A 19,265-nucleotide genomic window follows, 5' to 3' on the forward strand; every position below is an offset into this window, starting at 1 on the left:
GCTTCGGAAGCTGGGATCGCTTCGGGGGCCGGTTCGGCTTCGGGAGTCGGGGTGCCTTCTGTGGGTTCCGTGGGTGGGGCCGCTCCGGGTGACGGGGTCGCTCCCGTCGGCGGGGTCGCTTCGGCCGGTGGGTGGAAGGGGCTCGCTCCGATTCAGCGGGCCGTCGTCGGGCGGGATGTCGTCGCCGACGCCGGGTTCAGCGGGCGGTTGTCCACCTGGCAGAACCCGTCCTTGACCGGGACCCTGTCCCACGCCGTCCTGCCCGGAGCGCCGGGTGGGCTGGTCAAGGACGCCCTCACCACGTCGGCGACCCCGGTCTCCGGCCTCGAACTGCCCGCACGCACCTTGCCGGTGGCGTACGACGAGCCCGAAGCTCCGGCCGAGGCGCACGGCGACGCGCCGCCCGTACAGCGCGCCCCGTACCGGGTCACGGGGTCCCGCCCGACCGGGCCCCGCGTGACTCCGGTACCGCCGCGTGTCACTCGGCCGACCCCGTTGACGAGGGTGCCCACCGCACCTGCGGTGCAACGGCGGACGCTGCCGTCGGCACTGCCGCAGAGTTCCGGGACCAGCGGGGCGTCGGGCCGTACGGCATCGGCCGCTACGGCGCCGGGCGTCGCCTCGTCGGGGCCTACCGGGCCGGCGCGTACGGCGTCGGCCTCGGCCGGTTCAAGTGCGGCTGCCGCCGACTCGGCCACGGGTCCGGCCAGTTCAGTCGCGAGTCCGTTCGGAACAGCTCCCGGCGCCGGGGCCTCCGGCGGGGGCTCCGTGTCGGGGCGTACGGCATCGGGCTCGGCCAGTCCGGGCGTGGGTCCCGCCGATTCGGCCCCAGGCCCGGCCAATCCGAGCACAGGTCCGGTCCGGGCAGCCGCCGACACCTATGCCCCCGGTAGCGGCACCACGCCGAGGCCCCCGGCATCGGGCTCGGCCAATTCCGTTCCGGTCAGCAGAGCCGCCAGCCCACGCGGGACGACACATGGCGCCGACACCCCGTTGGGCGGCACCACACCGGGGCCCTCGGCATCGGGCTCGGCCAACTCGGTTCCGGTCAGCAGAGCCGCCAGCCCACGCGGGACGACACATGGCGCCGACACCCCGTTGGGCGGCACCACACCGGGGCGTACGGCATCGGGCTCGGCCGACTCGGGGGCAGGTACTGCCCGTTCGGCCGCAGGTCCGGCCAGTTCGGGCACGGGTCCGGTCGGCCCAACTGCCGGCACCGGCACCTCCGGCGGCGGCTCCGCGACGGGGCCTACGACATCACGCTCAGCCAACCCACGTAGGAGTGCCGGAAGTTCAGTCCCAGACCCGGCCAGCTCAAGCACGGGCCCGATCAGCCCAACCGCCGGCACCCACACCTCCAGCGGCACCCCCACAGCGGGGCGTACGACACCCCGCTCAGCCAACGCACGCACAGGCCCCGCCAGCTCAAGCACCGGCCCGGACAGCCCAACCGCCAGCGCCGACACCGCCGGCGGCACCCCCACAGCGGGACGTACGACGTCGGGCTCAGCCAACTCCCGCTCCGCTTCCACCGGTTCGGCCTCGGGTCCGGCCAGTTCGAGCACAGGTCCGGCCCGAGCAGCCGCCGGAACGGGTGCCCTCAGTAGCGGCGGCACCACGCCAGGGCGTACGACATCTGGCCCAGCCAACTCGGGTGGAAGCCCGGGCAGTTCCGTTCCGGTCAGCAGGGCTGTCAGCTCGCGTGGAACGACATCTTCCGCCGGAGCAGCTGACTCCGGTGGCGGCTCCGCCGTCACGGAGAGCGGCCGGGTCGGCGCGTCGGCCGCGCCCAGCAGCCCGACTCCCAGCGGTTCCGGTAGTCCGTCCGCCGAGGCCGGAGGTCCGGTGACCGAAGCCGCCGGTACGGTGGCGGGGCTCCGCCCCTCCACAACGTACCCCCGCAGCACGGGAGTTGACGTCCAGCGGGCGTCGGCGGATGTCAGCGGCACGGCCACCGGCCCCAGCGCCACGGCGGCCGACCTCAGCCGCGCGGGCATCGACGTCCAAAGGTCGACGCCCTCTCCGGGTCGTACGACAGCCGCCCCCGCCGGAACGGCGACGGGACCGGACGCCACGTCCAATGGCTCCACTGGCTCCACTGACTCCGCTGGCCCCCGCCGGACCGCGAACGGCGGCCTCGGTGGCATGTCGGCGGTCGCCCCGAGCGACGCACCGAAGCATGCAGGCGCAACGGCTACGGGCCCCGGCTTCTCCACACCAGGCAGCTCTCCCACGAGGGCGACCGGCCCCAACAACCCGGCCGCCGGCATCCAACGTGCGCCAATCGCCCCCGGCGGGACGCCAACCGCCCCGGGCAACGCGGCGTCCGGCATCCAGCAGTCGCCGACCGGACGCGGCGACGCACCGAACCGGGCGGGCGCAACGGCGACGGGCCCCGGCTCCACACCGGGCACTCCTGACGCGAGGGCGACAGGCCCCAGTCACCCGGCGGTCGGCATCCAGCGTGCGTCGATCAACCCCAGCAACACGCCACCCAGCACCACCAACGCCGGCTCCGGCTCCGGCTCGACCAGCACCCCGTCACCCGAAGGGGCCGACGTCCAGCGGGCGACGACCGGTCCCAGCCGTACGGCAGCCGCAGCCGCAGCACCCGGACCACCGACGCACCCCGGCGGAACGGCGGCCACCCCTGCCGCCCCCGCCGCCCCCGCCGCCCACTCCCTCCACACGACGACCAGCCCCAGCAACCCGGCACTGGAGCCCGTCCCTCCGGCGGCAGACCAAAGCACCCCTACGGCTCGCCCCACCCCCACGCCCCGGGTCACCCCATCGGCCCTCCCGGGCAAGCCCCCCGTACAGCGAAGCGCTGCCCCCGGCGCAAGGCGCATCGGCCTCGGTGCCCCAATCCCCGGAAAGGTGCCGCCGACCGCCGCACCGCCCGCCCACCCGAGGGCAGCGACCCCACCCGCCCCCACACACCCGACCGGACCCACGCCTCCGGCTCCCCCACGCCAACGCCCCCTGCTCGGCGCCCCCCTCTCCACCCCGCCCCAGAACACGAAGCCCCTGCCCGGCCGCGCCGCCCCCAGCACGCCGAGCCGCGCAGTCCCCCCTCCCCTGCAGCGCACCGCGACGACGGCGTACCCGGCAAAGACCGACCCCGCGCCGGCAGCCCAGCCCCAGCCCGTACGCCTGACACCCCCAGCCGTCGCACCCACGCGCCCCCTGACCCCCACCCGCGCCCTCACCTCAGCGCTGCCCCCCACCGCCCGGCGCCCGGCGCCCCCCGCCGCCGCACCCCTGCGCCGCCCCTCCTCACCGGGCGCCGCCCCCGCCGTACAACGCCTCACGGCCGACAAGCCCACGCCCACTCCCACGCCCCGTAGCGCAGCCGCCCCCGCACCGCCGAAGCGGAGCGGCTCCCCCCTCCCCGTAATCCCCCGGCGCCAGGCCATCCCCACCCCCGCTCCGGCCCCCAAGGCGCCCGACCCCGCCCCCGTACAGCGAGCCCCACGAACCCCCCTGCACCCGACCCCCGCCACCCCAACCACGGCCGTCTCCCCCGACACAGCCACCACAACCCACCGCACAAGCACACCGACCACACCCACCACACCGACGGCCGCCTCGCCCCGAGACACCGCACCCCCCAAAGACCAGTTCGACCCCCGCTCCCTCACCGACTTCCAGCTCGACGAGCTGACCCACAAACTCATCGGCCGCATCACCCGCCTCGTCCGCACCGAGCTACGCCTCGACCGCGAACGAATCGGCAAACTCCGCGACCCCCGCCGCTGAGCCCTCCACCACCCCCACCCCCACCCCCACCCCCACCCCCACCCCCACGCCCACCCCCGCCCCCAACCCCAGTCCGCAGAAAGGCCCTCCCCGATGCCCCGCGATCTCGACCCGGGCTCCACCATCTTCTTCACGCTGACGATCGACGGCGAAAGCCTCGGTTACTTCAACGGGTGTGAAGGGCTGTCGTCCACGGTGGAGATCGAGCAGCGCCAGGAGGGCGGGAACAACGGGTTCGTCTGGCAGCTCCCGTCACGGGTGACGTTCTCGAACATCCGGCTGACGCGGCCGCTGACGCCGGACACGGCGAAGGTCGCGGCGTGGATCTCGTCCGTGGCGACGGGGGTGAAACGCCCGACCGCCCAGATCGCGGCGCTGCGCGCCGACGGCTCGGAGGTGGCGCACTGGGGGCTGATCGACGTCCTGCCCGTGAGCTGGCAGGGCCCGTCGCTGGACCCGGCGAACCCGAGCGTGGCGACCGAGGTCCTGGAGATCACGCATCACGGGTTCACGGACTGAGGGGCGGGGACAGGACATGGCGAAGGGCAACAAGGGCGGCGCGGGCAAGAGTCTCGTGCGGGCCACGCTGGCCATCCACGAGCCGCCGGTCGGGACGAGCACGACACCGGGCGCGCTGAAGAAAACGTTCAACTTCGAGTTCAACCCGGCCGAACTGACACTGCGCCAGGGCGCCCAGTGGAAGCGGACGACGAGCGCGGCGGTCCGTGACGGCGCGCTGCCGGAGTTCATGGGGCCCGATCCCCGGGAGATGAACGTCGAGATCTTCCTCGACTCCTCCGCCAAGCCGAGCGGCACCACGGTGCTGAAGAAGGTGGACACGCTGCTGTCGTGCTGCGAGGTGACGGCCAAGAGCCTCGCCGCGGACCAGCCGTCACCGCCCTGGGTGGTGTTCCAGTGGGGGTCGTTCTCGACGGCCCGTTTCACGGCGTACGTCAGTTCCGTGGACGTCACGTACTCCCTGTTCGGGACGACCGGTGTGCCGATCCGGGCCGCCTGCCGGATGACGCTGCACGAGATCCCCAGTCGGACCGAGGGGCAGAACCCGACGTCGGGCGCGCTCACCGCGCGGAGTGTGCACCGGGTCGTGGCGGGCGACTCGCTGCAGTCGCTGGCGTGGCGGGAGTACGGGAACGCATCCGCGTGGCGGGCGATCGCCGAGGCCAACGGCATCGACGACCCCACGTACCTGCCCACCGGCACCGAACTCGTCCTCCCGGCGGCCGGGGAGGTGGGCCACTGATGGGCGGGAACCAGGCCGGGAAACCGTCCTTCTCCAACGTCATCCGGGTCACCATCGACAGCAGGAAACTGCCGACCGACGCCGCCGATCTGCTGGTCGGCGGCTGGGTCGACCTCGGGGCCGGGGTGCCTGGCGCGTTCCGGCTCACCTTCCGGGACCCGCACGGGCTGCTGCTGGGCAAACTGAACGTCAGGTTCGGCTCCAAGGTGGTCATCTCGCCCGTGGCCGGCGGGAAGGGCGCGGCGAGCCCGGTGTTCACCGGCGAGGTCACCGGTATGGAGACCGACTACGACGGCACCGGCACCTTCACCGTCGTCCGCGGCTACGACCCGGGCCACCGGCTGATGCGGGTGCGCAGGGTGGCGGCGTACCGCAACCAGACGGCCGCCGACATCGCCCGCAAGCTGGCCGGGATGAACGGCGTCCCGATCGGCCAGGTGCAGTCCACCAAGACCGTCTACGACTTCATCAGCCAGTCCAATGTGACGGACTGGGACTTCCTGGCTCGGCTCGCCGACGAGAACGAGATGGTGATGTCGCTGGACGCCAAGGGGAAGTTCCAGTTCGTCAAGCCGAAGCCGGCGTCCGGCGCGGCCCCCCCGAGCCCTCCCGGCCAGAAGAGCCCCTATGAGCTGAAGGCCGGGGTGGACATCCTGCGCTGCCGGGCCGCCGTCACCGCCGCCGACCAGGTCGACAAGGTCGAGGCGCGCGGCTGGAACGTCACGACGAAGAAGAAGCTCACCGCGATGGCGAAGGCGAGCGTCGCCAACCCCGGCATCGCCATCGGTACCACCCCGCAGAAGGCGGCCAACCCGTTCAAGGCCGCCAAGCTGGTCGAGACCGACACCCCGTACGACCTGCAGAGCGAGGTCACGCACGCCGCCGGTTCCCTCGCCGACGACATCACCTCCTCCTTCGCGGAGCTGGAGGTCATGGTGCGCGGCAACCCGCTGCTGCGCCCCGGTGTGCCGATCACGCTCTCCGACGTGGGCGCCCCCTTCGAGGGCAAGTACACCTGCACCTCCGTACGGCACACCTTCGGCGACGGCAGCCACTACGAGACCTGGGTGACCGTCAGCGGGCGGCAGTGGCGCTCGCTGTACGGGCTGACGTCCGGGGGCGGTACGGCGGCGCCCCGGCTGCCGAGTGTGGCCAACGCGCTGGTCACCGACGTACAGGATCCGCTGAAGCAGGGCCGGGTGAAGCTCCAGTTCCCGTGGCTGGACGACGCGTACGTCAGCGACTGGACGCGGACCGTGCAGATGGGCGGCAAGGGCGGCGGCGGGATCTTCCCGCTGGACGTCGGCGACGAGGTGCTGGTCGCCTTCGACCGGGGCGCGCTCGACCACCCCTTCGTCATCGGCGGTCTCTACAACGGTGTCGACAAGCCGACCCCCGTGAAGGACGTGTGGCTGCACGACCCGGTCCGCAAGAAGGCGATCCGGCACACCGTGGCCGACCGGGAGGGCAACCGGATGGACCTGCTCAGCCAGCAGACCGGCCTGCGCAAGCAGGGCGTGCGCCTCGCCACCGGCAACGACCGGCTGATCATCAACCTGGACCGGACGAAGACCGAGATCACCGTGGACAGCAAGGGCGCCGTCTCCATCACGGGCGGCACCTCCGTGTCCGTGAAGGCCGGCACCGATCTGACGCTGAGCGCGCTGCGGTCCGTGACCATCCGGAGCGGCGGGCCGCTCAACCTCCAGGGTCAGGGGCTGGTCAGCCTCAGATCGCTCGGCGGCGCCGTCAATGTGAGCGCGCTGGGTGCGCTCAGCCTCAGCGCGGCCGGCGCGGCGACGCTCAACGCGGCCGGGACCGTGCAGATCAACGCCGTGGGCCAGTTGGGCCTGAAGGCCGTCAAGGTCGACATCTTCGGCGGGTTCTTCGTCAACACGGTCAAGTATCCGTTCGGGTGACGGCCGATGGCGGCCCCTGACGGCCTATGACGGCCGGGAGCCCACCGGCAGCTCACGCACTTCGCACACCACGTACTCGGAAACTCACGTACTCGGAAACTCACGTACTTCAGGAAGGAGGGCGGCCCACGATGGCCGAGCAGTTCGTCGGATCCGGCTGGGCGTTCCCGCTGCGCATCGGGCCCACCGGGGGCATCGCCCTGGTCAGCGGGGAGCGCGAGGTCGAGGAGGCCATCCGGCTCGTCCTGGCCACCGCGCCGGGTGAGCGGCCGATGCGCCCGGAGTTCGGCTGCGCCATCCACGACCTGGTGTTCGCGCCGGTCAACGAGGCCACCGCCGGCCGTATCCAGCACGAGGTGTACGCGAGCCTCGACCGCTGGGAGCCGCGCATCGAGGTGACCGACGTCGACGTGACGGCCGGCGCCGACCAGGGCGTCCTCTTCATCGACGTCCGCTACGCGATCCGCGGCACCAACAACCCCCGCAGCCTGGTCTTCCCCTTCTACGTCATCCCCTCCCACGACGAGCCGGACCTTGCTTCCGAAGGCTCCGAACGTCCTGAAAGCGACCTCTGATGGCCCTGCCCTCCCCGAACCTCGACGACCGCCGCTTCCAGCAGTTCGTCGACGACGCCAAGCGCTACATCCAGCAGCGGGCCCCGGAGTGGACCGACCACAACGTCTCCGACCCCGGCGTCACCCTCGTGGAAACGGTCGCCCACATGGCCGACCAGATCGTCTACCGGCTCAACCGGGTGCCGGAGAAGAACCATCTGGCGTTCCTGGACCTGGTCGGCATCACCCTGTTCCCGCCCTCGGCGGCCCGTACGGACGTCACGTTCTGGCTGTCCGCGCCGCAGGAGGAGCCGGTGCCGCTGCCCGTCGGCACCGAGGTCGCCACCGTGCGCACCGAGAGCGAGGAGGCGGTCGTCTTCGCCACCGAGCGCGAACTGAGCGTCGTGCCCTGCGAGTTGCGGTATCTCGTCGTGCAGCGCAGCGGTGAGCCGGTCGCCGACCTGACCACCGACCTCGCCGAGGGCAAGGACCTGATGTGCTTCGCCGAGGCCCCCCGGCCCGGCGACTGCATGCTGCTCGGCCTGACCGCCGCCGTGCCGCACTGCGCGGTCGCGCTGGAGCTGGACAGCCGGGTCGACGGCGTCGGCGTGGACCCGCGGCAGCCGCCGCTGGTCTGGGAGGCGTGGACCGAGGACGGCTGGACCTCCTGCGAGGTCGACCGGGACGGCACGGGCGGCCTGAACCGGCCGGGCGCGGTGGTCCTGCACATCCCCGGCGGGCACACCCTGTCACGCACCGGCGGCCAGGAGGCCGGCTGGCTGCGCTGCCGGGTCACCGATCCCCTCCCCGGCCAGCCCTTCTACACCACCTCGCCGACCGTCCGCGCCGTCGACGCCTTCACCGTCGGCGGCACCACCGCCGTCGTCAACGCCGAGACCGTGTACGACGAGGCGCTCGGCGAGTCCACCGGCCTGCCCGGACAGCGGCTGCGCCTCGCCCACTTCCCCGTGGTGGGCGACACCCCGCCCGTCCTCCTGCAGAGCGCCGAGCACGACGGCTGGACCGGCTGGGACGTCGTCCCGTCGTTCTCCGCGTCCACCTCCTACGACCGGCACATCACCCTCGACGCGGCCACCGGCGAGATCGCCTTCGGCCCGGCGGTACGGGAGCCCGACGGCACCCTGCGCCAGTACGGGGCCGTCGCCGCCAAGGGCTCCGTCATCCGCGCCGTCCGCTACCGCACCGGCGGCGGCCGGGCCGGCAACGTCGCCCGCGGCGCCATCCGGGTGCTGCGCACCTCGATCCCGTACGTCTCCGAGGTCGTCAACCGCGAGGCCGCGCGCGGCGGTGTCGACGCCGAGACCGTGGAGGAGGCGAAGGTCCGGGCGCCCATCACCCTGCGCGCCCAGGAACGCGCGGTGACCCTGCGCGACTACGAGGAACTCGCCCGCCGCGCGGCCCCCGAGACCGCCCGCATCACCTGCCTTGAGGGCGAGGAGGGCGAGCACGGGGCGTACGCGGTACGGGTACTGGTGGTCCCGCAGGCCGTCCCGGACCCCGGCGGCCGGCTGCGTTTCGAGCAACTGGTCCCCGGCGACGCCCTGTTGCGCCGCATCACCCGGCACCTGGACGAACGCCGCCTGATCGGCACCCGGTTGGCCGTGGGCCCGCCCTTCTACCAGGGCGTCACCGTCGTCGCCACGCTGCACGCCTTCCGCGGCACCGACACCGACCGGGTCCGCCGCCAGGCCCACGACGCGCTCTACCGCCACCTCGACCCGCTGACCGGCGGCGCCGACGGCCGGGGCTGGCCCTTCGGCCGTCCCGTCCAGTCCGGCGAGGTCTTCGCCGTCCTCCAGCGCGTCCCCGGCGTCGAACTCGTCGACGAGGTCCAGCTCCACCCCGCCGACCCGCTCACCGGCAAACGCGGCGACGCCACCAACCGCATCGACCTCTCCCCCCCGTCCCTGGTCTTCTCCTTCGACCACCGGGTCCGCGTGATCGGCGACAAGCCGTGAGCGCCCCGAAGGGGCGCGGGGCTGTGACATATGCGGCTCCGCCGCGCGGACGCGAGCAACCACGATGGCGCCGCACCCGCCACACAACGCATCCCCCCGAGCTACTACGCGCGTCACCGAGAGGCAACCACACATGAGGGGCTCCATAGACGGCCTGGCCTCCTCCGCCCCCATCGGCCAGATGCTCCCCGCCGTCTTCGCCGACGACGACCTCGCCCAACGCTTCGTAGGCGGCCTGGACGACGTACTCGCCCCGATCCTCTCCGTCCTCGACTGTCTGGACTCCTACTTCACCCCGTCACTCGCGCCCCTGGACTTCACCCAGTGGCTCGCCGGCTGGGTAGGCGCCGAGACCGACGGCACCGAGCCGGAGGCCCGGCTGCGCGCCGCGGTCGCCGCCGCCGCGTACCTGCACCGCGTACGCGGCACCCGGCGCGGCCTGTCGGAGGCGGTACGCCTGGTCTTCGGTGTGACCCCGGAGATCACCGAGAGCGGCGCCGCCGCCTGGGACGCGCGTCCGCTCGGCCCGGTCCCCGGCGAACAACGCCCCCGGCTGCACGTGACCGTGCGCCTGCCCGACCCCACCCCGGCGGACGAACACCGGCTGGACAGCCTGGTGGCCGCCGCCCGCCCCGCCCACATGCCCTACACGGTCAAGGTGACCGCCGCCGAAAGGATCCCCGAGAGATGACCAGCCAGACCCCCGGCACCGGCCAGGCCCAGAGCTGCGCCGAATGCGGAACCCGCGGGGAGCCCGGCCAGTCGTTCTGCGACGCCTGCGGCGCGGTACTCGGCTGGTCCGGCGCCCCGGACCGGCCGGCGGCCGACTCCGCCGCCCGCACGGACGCCGGGCGCGCGCGGACCGAAGCGCCGGACCGTACGGCGGACCCGGCCCCGGCCTCCGCCCACCCGAGGGCGGAGGGCCGTACGCCTGGCTGGGACGCCTTCGCCCTCCCGGGCTCGGGCACGGGCACGGCCCGCACGGGCCACGACCCGGCCCCGGCGACCCCGGCAGGTGCCACGGCGGTCCGCACGGACACACCGCCGCCCGCCGCCCCGGAACCGGCCACCCCGGCTCCCCCGGCCTCGCAGGACGCCGAGGCCGACACGACCCCCCTCCCGACCCACACCACCCCCTCGCCCTCACCCTCCCCTTCCTCTTCCTCTTCCGAGGCCTCCGACCGGGCGAGGTCCCTCCTGGTACCGGTCGCCGACCCCGAACCCCGCGCTCCGGCGGAGCCGCCCGTCGCGCCCGTGCTGCCCGGCCGCCCCGATGTGCAGCGACCCCAAGTCCGCGCCCCCGGCCCGGAGTTCGGCACGGAGGGCGGCATACCGTGCCCGTGGTGTGGCACTCCGACGCGGCCGGACCGGCACTTCTGCGGGCGCTGTGCCATGCCGATGGCCGGCCGCCCTCAGGCCCCGGCGCGGCTGCCGTGGTGGCGCCGGATGCTGGACTCCCGCAACTCGGCGACCCCGTGGGCGGGCGACCGCCCCCGGCTGCGCCGGGGCTTCGGCCACATCCTGAACTGGCTGGTCGGCGCCCTCGTACTGGCTCTGATCGTCACCCTCGCCCTGTACGCCGACGACGGCTACCAGGCGACCCGCGACCACTTCGCCAAGCGCGCCCCGGTCGGCCCGAACAGCTTCAAGGCGTCCCGCTCGTTCCCCGCCCACGGCCCGGGGATGGCCTTCGACAAGCACAACAACACCTGGTGGGGTCCGGGTGTCACGCAGTCCGGCGAGGGTGAGTGGGTGGAGGCCCGCTTCGAACAGCCGACCCGCCTGCTCGACGTGATCATCACCTCCGGCGTCTCGACCAAGGTGGACCAGCTCACCCAGTCGGCCCTCCCCCAGCGCATCGAGGCCAGGATCACCGCAGCCGACAGCTCCACCTCCACCAAGATCATCACCCTCGACCAGGCCGCCGGCGGCCAACGCCGCAAATTCCGCGTGGCCGACGCCGTCGCCGTCCGCTTCACCGTCCGCTCCGCCTACGGCGCCGACGCCAAGAAGCAGATAGCCATCGCCGAGATCGAGTTCTTCGGCCGCTCCAACAGCAACAGCTAGCAACTCCTTGAACGGGCCCGGCGCATCCGGCCGTCCCTCGTCGTGACGAGTGCCCACCCCCCTTCTAGGGTGGGCACTTCGAACGCGCGAGGGGCGGGTGGGACTGTGGCGAGACGGCCGGACAGCGCCGATGTGGTGGCGGCGGTGCAGCGGATCTTCCGAGACGGACTGCTGACCGGGAGGTCCGCGTTCGCACCGGATCTGGAGGCCTGGACCGCCGGGACCGCCTCCGATCTGCGCGCCCGCTTCGTCGACCGGCCCGACGAGTCGTCGGACACCTTCCTGGTCAAACTGCGCCGCCAGCTCGCCGGGGCCCCCGACGAGACGATCGCGCTCGCGGCCGAGCTGCTCTTCGTGAACATGGCCCCGCTGGTACCTGAGCAGATCGGCCTGCCGAAGAAACTCCAGATCCTCCGCGAGGTGCTGTCCTGGGCCGACCGGCCGATCGCGGTGCCCGAGAGCCTGGAAGCGGGCCTCAAGGGCTTCCTCCACGGCGGCCAAGGCTTCCTGAACTACCGCTGGGCCCAATTCCAGATCCTGGTCCTCCTGGTGGAGCGACTGGCCGGAACGGACCACCGGGACCGAGAAGCCCGTATCAACGACCCCTGGCGTTTCCGGGACCTCTGCTTCGACATCCAGGACGCGGTGGGCCACAAAAAGGGCCGCGCCCAGATCCACGTACTTCTCTACGCCCTCTTCCCCGACGCCTTCCAGCCCATCGCCAGCGCCCACCACAAACACCAGATCCTTCAGGCGTTCACGGACGAACTCCCCGACGACCCCACCGGCAACGACGACAGAGACCTGCTGGCCCTCAACAGGTCGCTCGAAGCCCAGACCGGCGCGCCCGTCGACTTCTACGACGAACCCTGGGTCGGCCGCTGGCGCAAGGGAGCCGTCCAGCACGAGCAACGCGGCTGGCTGGTCCGTGGCCACAACGTCGACGGACAGAACTTCATCCCGGCCTGGATCAGCCAGGGTTACTGCTCGGTCTCCTGGCGCGAGGCTCCAAAGATCCCCGCCGGAGCCACCAAACCGGACATCCAACGGGCCGTCGCCGAGGCCCTGCCCGAGGCGAGCGCCCAGCTGCGCGCGGCCGCCGCCTACCAGCTGCACGTCTTCCTCACCGTCATACAGCCCGGCGACCTCGTCGTCACCGTCACCCCGGACGAGGTGCATGTCGGCACGGTCCAGGGCCCCGCGTCGTACGACCTCTCGGACGGCCTCGACAACGCCCGGCGCCGCCCGGTGCGCTGGGCCACCGCCGAGCGCCCCCTCGTACGCGCCGACCTCCCCGAGAAGGTGCGGGCCAGACTCCCCCTGCCACCCACGGTGTACGACATCAGCAGCGTGGCGGCCGAGTTGGCGGAGCGCGCGGGCCTGGAGGACGTGGTCGCCGAGGAACTCGCCGGCATCGACGTCACGAAGCCCCTCGAACTACCGCCCGTCACACCGGAGTTGGCCGAGGAGCTCCTCATGCCGCTGGAATGGCTGCGGGAGACCGCCGAGCAGCTCCAGGACCAATGTCAGCTGGTGCTGCACGGCCCGCCCGGCACCGGCAAGACGCATCTCGCCCGCGCGCTCGCCGACCACCTGGCGGGCCCGGACCGGGTACAGCTCATCCAGTTCCACCCCTCCTACACCTACGAGGACTTCTTCGAGGGCTTCCGTCCCGTACGCGGCGAGAACGGCTCGGTGGTGTTCGACGTGCTGCCGGGCCCGTTCAAGCTGCTGGCCGAGCGGGCGCGGAAGGACCCGGCCAACCCGTACGTCCTGATCATCGACGAGATCAACCGGGCCAACCTGGCGAAGGTCTTCGGTGAGCTGTACTTCCTGCTGGAGTACCGCGAGGAGCCGGTCACCACCCAGTACAGCCCGCACGACCCGTTCCATCTGCCCGGCAATGTCTTCCTGATCGGCACGATGAACACCGCCGACCGCTCGATCGCCCTGATCGACGCGGCGATGCGCCGCCGCTTCGCCTTCCGCCGCCTCTCCCCCGAGAAGGCCCCCGTCCAGGGGCTGCTGGCCCGCTGGCTCCGCGCCCGGGGCCTGCCGGACACGGCAGCCCGGCTGCTGGACGAGCTCAACTCCCGTCTCGGCGACGCCGACCGCGCCATCGGCCCGTCGTACCTGATGAAGCCCGGCGCGGCCCGCCCCGAGGGCCTCGACCTCGTCTGGCGCACCCAGATCCTGCCGCTGCTGGAGGACCAGCTGTACGGCACCGGGGTCGACGTCGAGGAGGAGTACGGCCTGGCCTCCCTGCGCGCGGCGCTCGAATCGTGACCGCCGTGCTCACGCCCCCGCTCCGGCTCCCCGTCGACGAGACCGGGCCCGGCACCGTACGGGACCTGACCCCGGACCAGGTCGCAGGACTGCTCCGCGCCCCCGCTCTCGTACGCCTGCTCCCGGCCCCCGGCGGCCGCTGGCGCGTCGCCGGCAACCAGAAGGTCGGCGTCGCCCGCCTGCGCACCCCGACAGGCGACGCGATAGACCTCCTCCTGCGCCCCAAGCTCCCGATCCGCGACCTGCTGTTCCTGCTCTCCTACTCCCCCACGGACCCCTGGCACCCCGAGCCGGTGACGGCGGCCACGACCGACGAGCTGCTGCCCGCCCTCGCGGAGCTCCTGGCCCGCACCACACGCCGCACCCTGGAATCCGGCGTCCTGCACGGCTACCGCACGGTCGAGGAAGACCTCCCCCTGATCAGGGGCCGCATCCGCACGACGGCCCAACTCCGCCGCGTCGGGCTGCCCCTCCCGGTGGCCGTCCGCTACGACGACCACACCCCGGACATCGCCGAGAACCGCATCCTCCTCGCGGCCCTCCATCGCGCCACCCACCTGCCGGGCGTCCCCGCCCCGACCCGCCTGACCCTGCGCCACCTTTCCGACCACCTCCCCGGAGTCCGCCTCCTCCACCCGGGCGCACCCCTGCCCACCTGGACCCCGAGCCGCCTCAACTCCCGCTACACCCGGGCACTCCAGCTGGCGGAACTGCTGCTGTCCGGCCGGTCGATCCAAGCGGAGGGGGGCACGTCCTTCCCCACGGACGGTTTCCTGCTGGACATGCCAAAGGTCTTCGAGCGCTTCCTCGCACTGGCACTCGGTGACGCCCTGTCCCGCCACGGCGTCCGCTGCGCGGCCCAGGAGACCCATCACCGACTGGACGAGGCGGGCCGGGTCCCCTTCCGGCCGGACCTGGTCCTGTACCGCGCGGGCCGCCCCGTCTCGGTGATCGACGCGAAGTACACCGTCCTCGGCGCCACGGCCCCACCCGTGGACCACCTCTACCAACTCCTCGGCTACTGCACCGCCCTGGGCCTGCCGAGCGGCCACCTGATCTACGCGGCGACGTCCGGGGCCACCGCCCCGACGGACCACATCATCCGCGGCTCCGGCATCACGGTCACAGCCCACGCCCTGGACCTGACCCGGCCCCCCGCCGAACTCCTCGCGAAGATGACCGAACTGGCCCACACGACAACGAGCACACCCCCCACCTGACCCCCACACCCCTCGGAGCCCCCCCCTGCTGCGCGGCATAGACGTCAGCTCCCACCAGCCCTCCGCCTACGCGACCACCGGCCTCTCCTTCGTCTTCATCAAGGCCACCGAGGGCCGCACCTACACCAACCCCAAGCTCACCGCCCAGACCAGGACGGCCCGCGAGGCCGGCCTGGTCGTCGGCTACTACCACTTCCTCTGGCCGGGCAATCTGACCGCCCAGGCCGAGTACTTCGTCGGCAAGGCCCCGGAGAAGGCGGGTGACATCCTCGCCGTGGACTGGGAGACCACCGGCGAGGGCACCCACGCGAGCAACGCCGAGAAGGACCGCTTCCTACGCAAGGTGAAGGAACTCCGCCCCCGTCACCGGGTGGTCCTCTACTGCAACCGCAACTTCTGGCTGAACCTCGACTCCACGTCCTACGCCGGCGACGGCCTCTGGATCGCCGACTACGTCGCCGCCGGCAAGCCCCGCATCAAGGCCAAGTGGCGCTTCCACCAGTACACGGACGACCCGCTCGACAAGAACGTGGCCGGCTTCGCGAGCAAGGCCGCGCTGCGGGAGTGGGCCGGCGGCTGACGTGCCGCCCGAGGGAGCCCAGCCGGGAGGTACGCCTTAGGGCGCTTCTGATGGATCTCCGTGGGAGAAGGAGCGGCGTTCGGTGCGTGCTCTCGTCGTGCCGGGCGTCGCGACGCCGCGGAGATCCATCAGAAGCGCCCTAGCCCCGGAACCCCGGCTTGCGCTCCGGCGACGCCTCCGACAAGGCCTTCGCCACGGCCTCGACTCCGGCGCGCAGCCCGTAGACAGGCGTGTCCGGCTGCTGGCGCCAGGAGTCGTCCAGGCCGCCCGCGTCGACCGTGTCGAAGCCGAGTTCGTCGATGAGGGTGCGGATCTTGGACTTGGCCGGCTCGTCGTCGCCGGCGACGGGGAGGGCGAGGCGGTCGGGGGCGTCGGCGGGACGGGGGCGGTCGAGGATGTCCTGGGCGTAGGTGCCGTTGAAGGCCTTGATGACGGGGTGGCCCAGGTGGCGTTCGGTCCAGCGGCTCTCGGTGAGGCCCTCGTCCTCGATGGCGGCGATCCGGCCGTCGCGCTGCTGGGGGTAGTAGTTGCCGGTGTCGAGGACGGCGACGCCGTCCGCCGCGCCGTCGAGGAAGCCGGACGGGAGGTCCGGGACCGCCTTCAGCGGGACCGCGACCACGACGATCTCGGCGCCGCGTGCCGCCTCTTCGACCGGGACGGGCGTCGCGCCCGTCTCCTCGGCCAGGGCCTTGAGGGTGTGCGGGCCGCTGGAGTTGGCCACCGAGACGTCGTGGCCGAGGGCGGTGAGGCGACGCGTGAGGTTGCCGCCGATGTTGCCCGCACCGATGATGCCGATCTTCATGAGAGGCCGCCGTCCTTCAGTTTGCGGGGTCGGGTTCGGGTTCGGGTTCGGGGTCAGGTTCCAGAAGAGCTTGCACAGTCAATGCATGTGCATGCATTTGGTGGCGTCAACCCTGGCGTCCCGTCCGCTGTTCCGGTCCCCGGGATTCCGGTCCCCAGGCGTGGCGAAGCGGCATGGCGAAGGGGCGCCCCCTCCGCACTGCACGGTGGGGCGCCCCTCGGCCACGGCTCACTTGTTCAGGTGGGCCCAGAACTCGTCGAACGACAGAAGCTTGTCGCCGTCGAGGTCGCGGGCGGAGATCAGGACCTCCGCCACGGACTCGGTGACGTTCCAGTCGCCTTCCTGGGCCAGGGCGGTCTTGAACTCGGCAGCGGTGATGAACCCGTCACCGTCCGCATCGATCCGCTTGAACTCCTTGCGTGCTACCTCGATGTCCGCCACCGATCCGCCCCTCCTTGGTGCTCTGCCGTCTCTCAGGCAGCCCTGCTCACAGTCCTACTGACGCAGGTCAGATTAACCGGCCACGTGAGCCCGGAGTGCGGCGACCACCCACGCGAACTCCTCCGCGTGCGCGGACAGCGGCTCCACGCCACGCACCAGCGCGGCCAACTCCCGGAAACGGGCCAGCTCGGTGTGCGACGCCGACTCCATACGCTCCAGTACGGCGGCCCGGTCGGCGTTGCCGACCATTGCGACCAGCACCTCCTCGGCGCGGGGCGACGCGGGGTCGACGCCCTCCCGCAGCGCCTCGCCCGCCAGCCCCACCAGACGGCTCATGAACCACAGCGAGGTGCCCGCCAGCACGTGCGGCCCCCGGTCCGCCGCGTTGAACTCGACCGTCTGCCGCATCCGCACCCGGAACCCGGGGTCCTGGATCAGCTCGGCCAGCTCCACCCAGGCGTCCACCTGCTCGGGTGTGGGGTCCTCGGGCAGATCGCCGAGGCTGAACCGCAGTCGGGTACGGATGTCGGGGTCCGCGGTGTCGAGGCCGCCGAAGGTCTCCTCCAGGAAGTCGTCGATGATCCGTTTCCGTTCGGCGGCCGACAGGCGCGCCAACTTGTTCATCAGTGTCGTCTCCTCCGCGGTCGAGCCGCGTCGCGCCACAGTGGACAGCACCGCCCGGGTCACCTTCAGCGCCCTGATCTGCGCGTCCAGCGCGGCCACGTGGGCGGCCGCGACCTCCGCGACGGTCGTCTCGCCCGCCAGCACCCGGCGTACGTGGTCCAGGCCGAGGCCCAGCTCCCGCAGGGTGCGGATGAGTTCGAGCCGGGCCATCGACTCGGCGTCGTACAGCCGGTAGCCGCCCGCGCTCCGGGTGACCGGGTGCAGGACACCCTCGTCGGACCAGTAGCGGATGGTGCGGACGGACAGGCCGGAGCCCCGGGCGAGCTGCCCGATGGTGAAAAGGCCGGTGCCGTTCTCGATCATGTCTGCGAGTGTGGGCCTTCCAGTGGGTGGAGACTCAAGAAGCACGGTGGTGGGGAATTGGAGACTCTGCGGGAGATTCTCGACGCGGCGGCCCTCGGTGTCTTTCCGCCGCCGGACGGCCGCACGACCGTCGTCCCCCAGCCGTCCCCCCGTGACGCGGGCGTCCTCGCCTTCACCGCGCACTCGGTCGTCTTCACGGACGAGGACCCGGAGTGGGTGGACGAGGCCTTGCGGGCCGTGGACTGCGACGCTCTCGCGGCGACCATGAACGCCCGGTTCCTCACCGCGCTCATGGACCGCACCGGACGCCGTACCGACACGATCGACGTGCTGACGGTGGGTTCCCCGCTGCCGGGCGAGCCGCCGCTCGCCCTGACGGAGATCGACGACCCGGCGCATCCACGGGTCGGGACTTCCCGCGGGCGCCGCGACGACGTGCGGGTCTGGACGGCGCAGGAGGGCGGCGGCCTGCTGGTCCTGGGGCGCGGGGTCGCGGGGCGCCTCGAGGTCGCGGTCGAGGTCGCGGAGGACGTACGGCACCGAGGGCTCGGCCGTGAACTGGTGCACGCGGCACGGCGGTTGAGCGGGGGCGAGCCGGTGTGGGCCCAGGTGTCGGCGGGGAACGCCCGCAGTATGCGGGCGTTCCAGGCGGCGGGTTATCTGCCGGTGGGCTCGGAGGTGCTGCTCAGCGCCCGGTAGTGCGGGGGCGTCAGTGCCAGGGCTCGTAGTGCGGGTTGCTCTCGCACTCGCTCATCTTCTCGGTCTTGGTCTTCTTGTCGACCGGGCAGACGCCGATGACGTACTGCCGTGCGATGCCGCCGGGGAAGGCGACCTCGACCTGGTCGGCCCACCTGTGGGTGTCGCCGATGGTCCTGTTGACGTCCACGCCGCCGGGGGCGTCGATGTAGTAGTTGAAGCCGGACTTGTACCAGGTCTTGTACAGGTCGTGGTCGTACGTCGTGGAGACGTACGGCGAGGGCTGGTTGACCAGGACGTACTGCTCGATGTCGTACTGCCCGTCGATGACGTCCCTGGGGTGGAAGCCCTGCTCGAAGACGATCGCCGGGCCCCGGCTGTCGCTACGGTAGAGGGTGCCGCAGGTCTCGCGCCAGACCGGGTCGGGGGTGATGCGGTCGACGTCCACGCGGCGGTCGACGGCGGCGTGGACCTTGTCCTCGAACTGGGGACAGGCGGGAGCGGCGGCCTTGGCCGGCGCCGGGGTCTGCGCCGGAGTGGTCGCGGCGGAGGTGGTGAGAACGGCGGAGAGGGACAGGACGACGGCGGCGGCCCGGCGCCGCAGACGAGTTGTGATCATGGGGAGCACGATCTCGGCTGTGCGACGCCGGGCCGTGGACCATCACCCGTACGGCGGCGTGTCCACCCGCGCGGTTGCCGACGGGAGATGAC

The 19,265-nt window shown here is 72.4% G+C and carries 19 protein-coding genes; 12 read left to right on the forward strand and 7 right to left on the reverse strand.

Annotated elements, in window-relative coordinates:
• Window positions 1-152 precede the first annotated feature (152 nt).
• The 3 genes from I8N67_RS24405 to I8N67_RS24415 form a co-directional block, all read right to left on the reverse strand.
• Window positions 153-698 carry a hypothetical protein gene (locus I8N67_RS24405; RefSeq protein WP_200305508.1) on the reverse strand — a complete coding sequence of 182 codons (546 nt, stop codon included), beginning with the start codon at window positions 696-698 and terminating at the stop codon, window positions 153-155.
• A 180-nt stretch (window positions 699-878) separates the two neighbouring features.
• On the reverse strand, window positions 879-2,078 hold the full coding sequence (locus I8N67_RS24410; protein WP_200305511.1) for a hypothetical protein: 1,200 nt from the start codon (window positions 2,076-2,078) through the stop codon (window positions 879-881).
• 366 nt (window positions 2,079-2,444) lie between these two features.
• Entirely contained in the window at window positions 2,445-2,711 is a 267-nt protein-coding gene (locus I8N67_RS24415) for a hypothetical protein (protein WP_200305513.1), read from the reverse strand.
• Window positions 2,712-2,880: 169 nt separating this feature from the next.
• Here I8N67_RS24415 and I8N67_RS43930 point away from each other — a divergent pair, with 169 nt between their 5' ends.
• The 11 genes from I8N67_RS43930 to I8N67_RS24470 all read left to right on the forward strand — a co-directional run bounded on the left by I8N67_RS43930 (window position 2,881) and on the right by I8N67_RS24470 (window position 15,628).
• On the forward strand, window positions 2,881-3,762 hold the full coding sequence (locus I8N67_RS43930) for an extensin (protein ID WP_200305515.1): 882 nt from the start codon (window positions 2,881-2,883) through the stop codon (window positions 3,760-3,762).
• A 93-nt stretch (window positions 3,763-3,855) separates the two neighbouring features.
• On the forward strand, window positions 3,856-4,281 hold the full coding sequence (locus I8N67_RS24425; protein ID WP_200305517.1) for a phage tail protein: 426 nt from the start codon (window positions 3,856-3,858) through the stop codon (window positions 4,279-4,281).
• 16 nt (window positions 4,282-4,297) lie between these two features.
• Window positions 4,298-5,023 (forward strand): CIS tube protein, encoded by a 726-nt coding sequence (locus tag I8N67_RS24430; RefSeq protein ID WP_200305519.1) that lies wholly within the window; start codon window positions 4,298-4,300, stop codon window positions 5,021-5,023.
• Window positions 5,023-6,942 carry a VgrG-related protein gene (locus tag I8N67_RS24435; protein WP_200305521.1) on the forward strand — a complete coding sequence of 640 codons (1,920 nt, stop codon included), beginning with the start codon at window positions 5,023-5,025 and terminating at the stop codon, window positions 6,940-6,942. The genes I8N67_RS24430 and I8N67_RS24435 overlap by 1 nt, the downstream gene beginning before the upstream one ends.
• Before the next feature lie 131 nt (window positions 6,943-7,073).
• A complete protein-coding gene (locus I8N67_RS24440; RefSeq protein WP_200305523.1) occupies window positions 7,074-7,517 on the forward strand; it encodes a GPW/gp25 family protein in 444 nt (147 codons plus the stop codon).
• Window positions 7,517-9,475, forward strand: a complete 1,959-nt coding sequence (locus I8N67_RS24445) for a putative baseplate assembly protein (RefSeq protein WP_200305525.1) — start codon at window positions 7,517-7,519, stop codon at window positions 9,473-9,475. Before I8N67_RS24440 ends, I8N67_RS24445 begins: the two co-directional genes overlap by 1 nt.
• A 133-nt stretch (window positions 9,476-9,608) precedes the next feature.
• Window positions 9,609-10,166 (forward strand): phage tail protein, encoded by a 558-nt coding sequence (locus I8N67_RS24450; RefSeq protein ID WP_200305527.1) that lies wholly within the window; start codon window positions 9,609-9,611, stop codon window positions 10,164-10,166.
• Entirely contained in the window at window positions 10,163-11,542 is a 1,380-nt protein-coding gene (locus I8N67_RS24455) for an NADase-type glycan-binding domain-containing protein (RefSeq protein WP_200305529.1), read from the forward strand. Before I8N67_RS24450 ends, I8N67_RS24455 begins: the two co-directional genes overlap by 4 nt.
• Before the next feature lie 105 nt (window positions 11,543-11,647).
• Window positions 11,648-13,828: an McrB family protein gene (locus I8N67_RS44295; RefSeq protein ID WP_200305531.1), complete on the forward strand. Its 2,181-nt coding sequence runs from the start codon at window positions 11,648-11,650 to the stop codon at window positions 13,826-13,828.
• Complete coding sequence (locus I8N67_RS24465) at window positions 13,825-15,048, forward strand: McrC family protein (RefSeq protein ID WP_307835353.1); 1,224 nt, start codon at window positions 13,825-13,827, stop codon at window positions 15,046-15,048. Before I8N67_RS44295 ends, I8N67_RS24465 begins: the two co-directional genes overlap by 4 nt.
• Window positions 15,049-15,073: 25 nt before the next feature.
• On the forward strand, window positions 15,074-15,628 hold the full coding sequence (locus I8N67_RS24470) for a glycoside hydrolase family 25 protein (RefSeq protein WP_200305594.1): 555 nt from the start codon (window positions 15,074-15,076) through the stop codon (window positions 15,626-15,628).
• A 139-nt stretch (window positions 15,629-15,767) separates the two neighbouring features.
• Here I8N67_RS24470 and I8N67_RS24475 read toward each other — a convergent pair whose 3' ends face one another.
• The 3 genes from I8N67_RS24475 to I8N67_RS24485 all read right to left on the reverse strand — a co-directional run bounded on the left by I8N67_RS24475 (window position 15,768) and on the right by I8N67_RS24485 (window position 17,858).
• Window positions 15,768-16,487: an NADPH-dependent F420 reductase gene (locus I8N67_RS24475; RefSeq protein ID WP_267912822.1), complete on the reverse strand. Its 720-nt coding sequence runs from the start codon at window positions 16,485-16,487 to the stop codon at window positions 15,768-15,770.
• 171 nt (window positions 16,488-16,658) lie between these two features.
• On the reverse strand, window positions 16,659-16,871 hold the full coding sequence (locus I8N67_RS24480; RefSeq protein WP_200305535.1) for an EF-hand domain-containing protein: 213 nt from the start codon (window positions 16,869-16,871) through the stop codon (window positions 16,659-16,661).
• Between the two features lie 72 nt (window positions 16,872-16,943).
• Window positions 16,944-17,858 carry a MerR family transcriptional regulator gene (locus tag I8N67_RS24485; RefSeq protein ID WP_200305537.1) on the reverse strand — a complete coding sequence of 305 codons (915 nt, stop codon included), beginning with the start codon at window positions 17,856-17,858 and terminating at the stop codon, window positions 16,944-16,946.
• 57 nt (window positions 17,859-17,915) lie between these two features.
• On the opposite strand from I8N67_RS24485, the gene I8N67_RS24490 reads away from it, so the two are divergent.
• Window positions 17,916-18,557 carry a GNAT family N-acetyltransferase gene (locus I8N67_RS24490; RefSeq protein ID WP_200305539.1) on the forward strand — a complete coding sequence of 214 codons (642 nt, stop codon included), beginning with the start codon at window positions 17,916-17,918 and terminating at the stop codon, window positions 18,555-18,557.
• Window positions 18,558-18,567: 10 nt separating this feature from the next.
• Here I8N67_RS24490 and I8N67_RS24495 read toward each other — a convergent pair whose 3' ends face one another.
• Complete coding sequence (locus I8N67_RS24495) at window positions 18,568-19,173, reverse strand: ADP-ribosyltransferase (protein WP_200305540.1); 606 nt, start codon at window positions 19,171-19,173, stop codon at window positions 18,568-18,570.
• Window positions 19,174-19,265: the final 92 nt, after the last annotated feature.

Source organism: Streptomyces adelaidensis, assembly GCF_016598475.1.
GTDB lineage: Bacteria > Actinomycetota > Actinomycetes > Streptomycetales > Streptomycetaceae > Streptomyces > Streptomyces adelaidensis.

What these genes read in the sequence shown, in the direction of transcription:
- I8N67_RS24425 (WP_200305517.1), top strand. Translation starts at nt 3,856, where the DNA reads ATGCCCCGCGATCTCGACCCGGGCTCCACCATCTTCTTCACGCTGACG.
- I8N67_RS24430 (WP_200305519.1), top strand. Translation starts at nt 4,298, where the DNA reads ATGGCGAAGGGCAACAAGGGCGGCGCGGGCAAGAGTCTCGTGCGGGCC.
- I8N67_RS24435 (WP_200305521.1), top strand. Translation starts at nt 5,023, where the DNA reads ATGGGCGGGAACCAGGCCGGGAAACCGTCCTTCTCCAACGTCATCCGG.
- I8N67_RS24440 (WP_200305523.1), top strand. Translation starts at nt 7,074, where the DNA reads ATGGCCGAGCAGTTCGTCGGATCCGGCTGGGCGTTCCCGCTGCGCATC.
- I8N67_RS24445 (WP_200305525.1), top strand. Translation starts at nt 7,517, where the DNA reads ATGGCCCTGCCCTCCCCGAACCTCGACGACCGCCGCTTCCAGCAGTTC.
- I8N67_RS24450 (WP_200305527.1), top strand. Translation starts at nt 9,609, where the DNA reads ATGAGGGGCTCCATAGACGGCCTGGCCTCCTCCGCCCCCATCGGCCAG.
- I8N67_RS24455 (WP_200305529.1), top strand. Translation starts at nt 10,163, where the DNA reads ATGACCAGCCAGACCCCCGGCACCGGCCAGGCCCAGAGCTGCGCCGAA.
- I8N67_RS24485 (WP_200305537.1), bottom strand. Translation starts at nt 17,858, where the DNA reads ATGATCGAGAACGGCACCGGCCTTTTCACCATCGGGCAGCTCGCCCGG.
- I8N67_RS24495 (WP_200305540.1), bottom strand. Translation starts at nt 19,173, where the DNA reads ATGATCACAACTCGTCTGCGGCGCCGGGCCGCCGCCGTCGTCCTGTCC.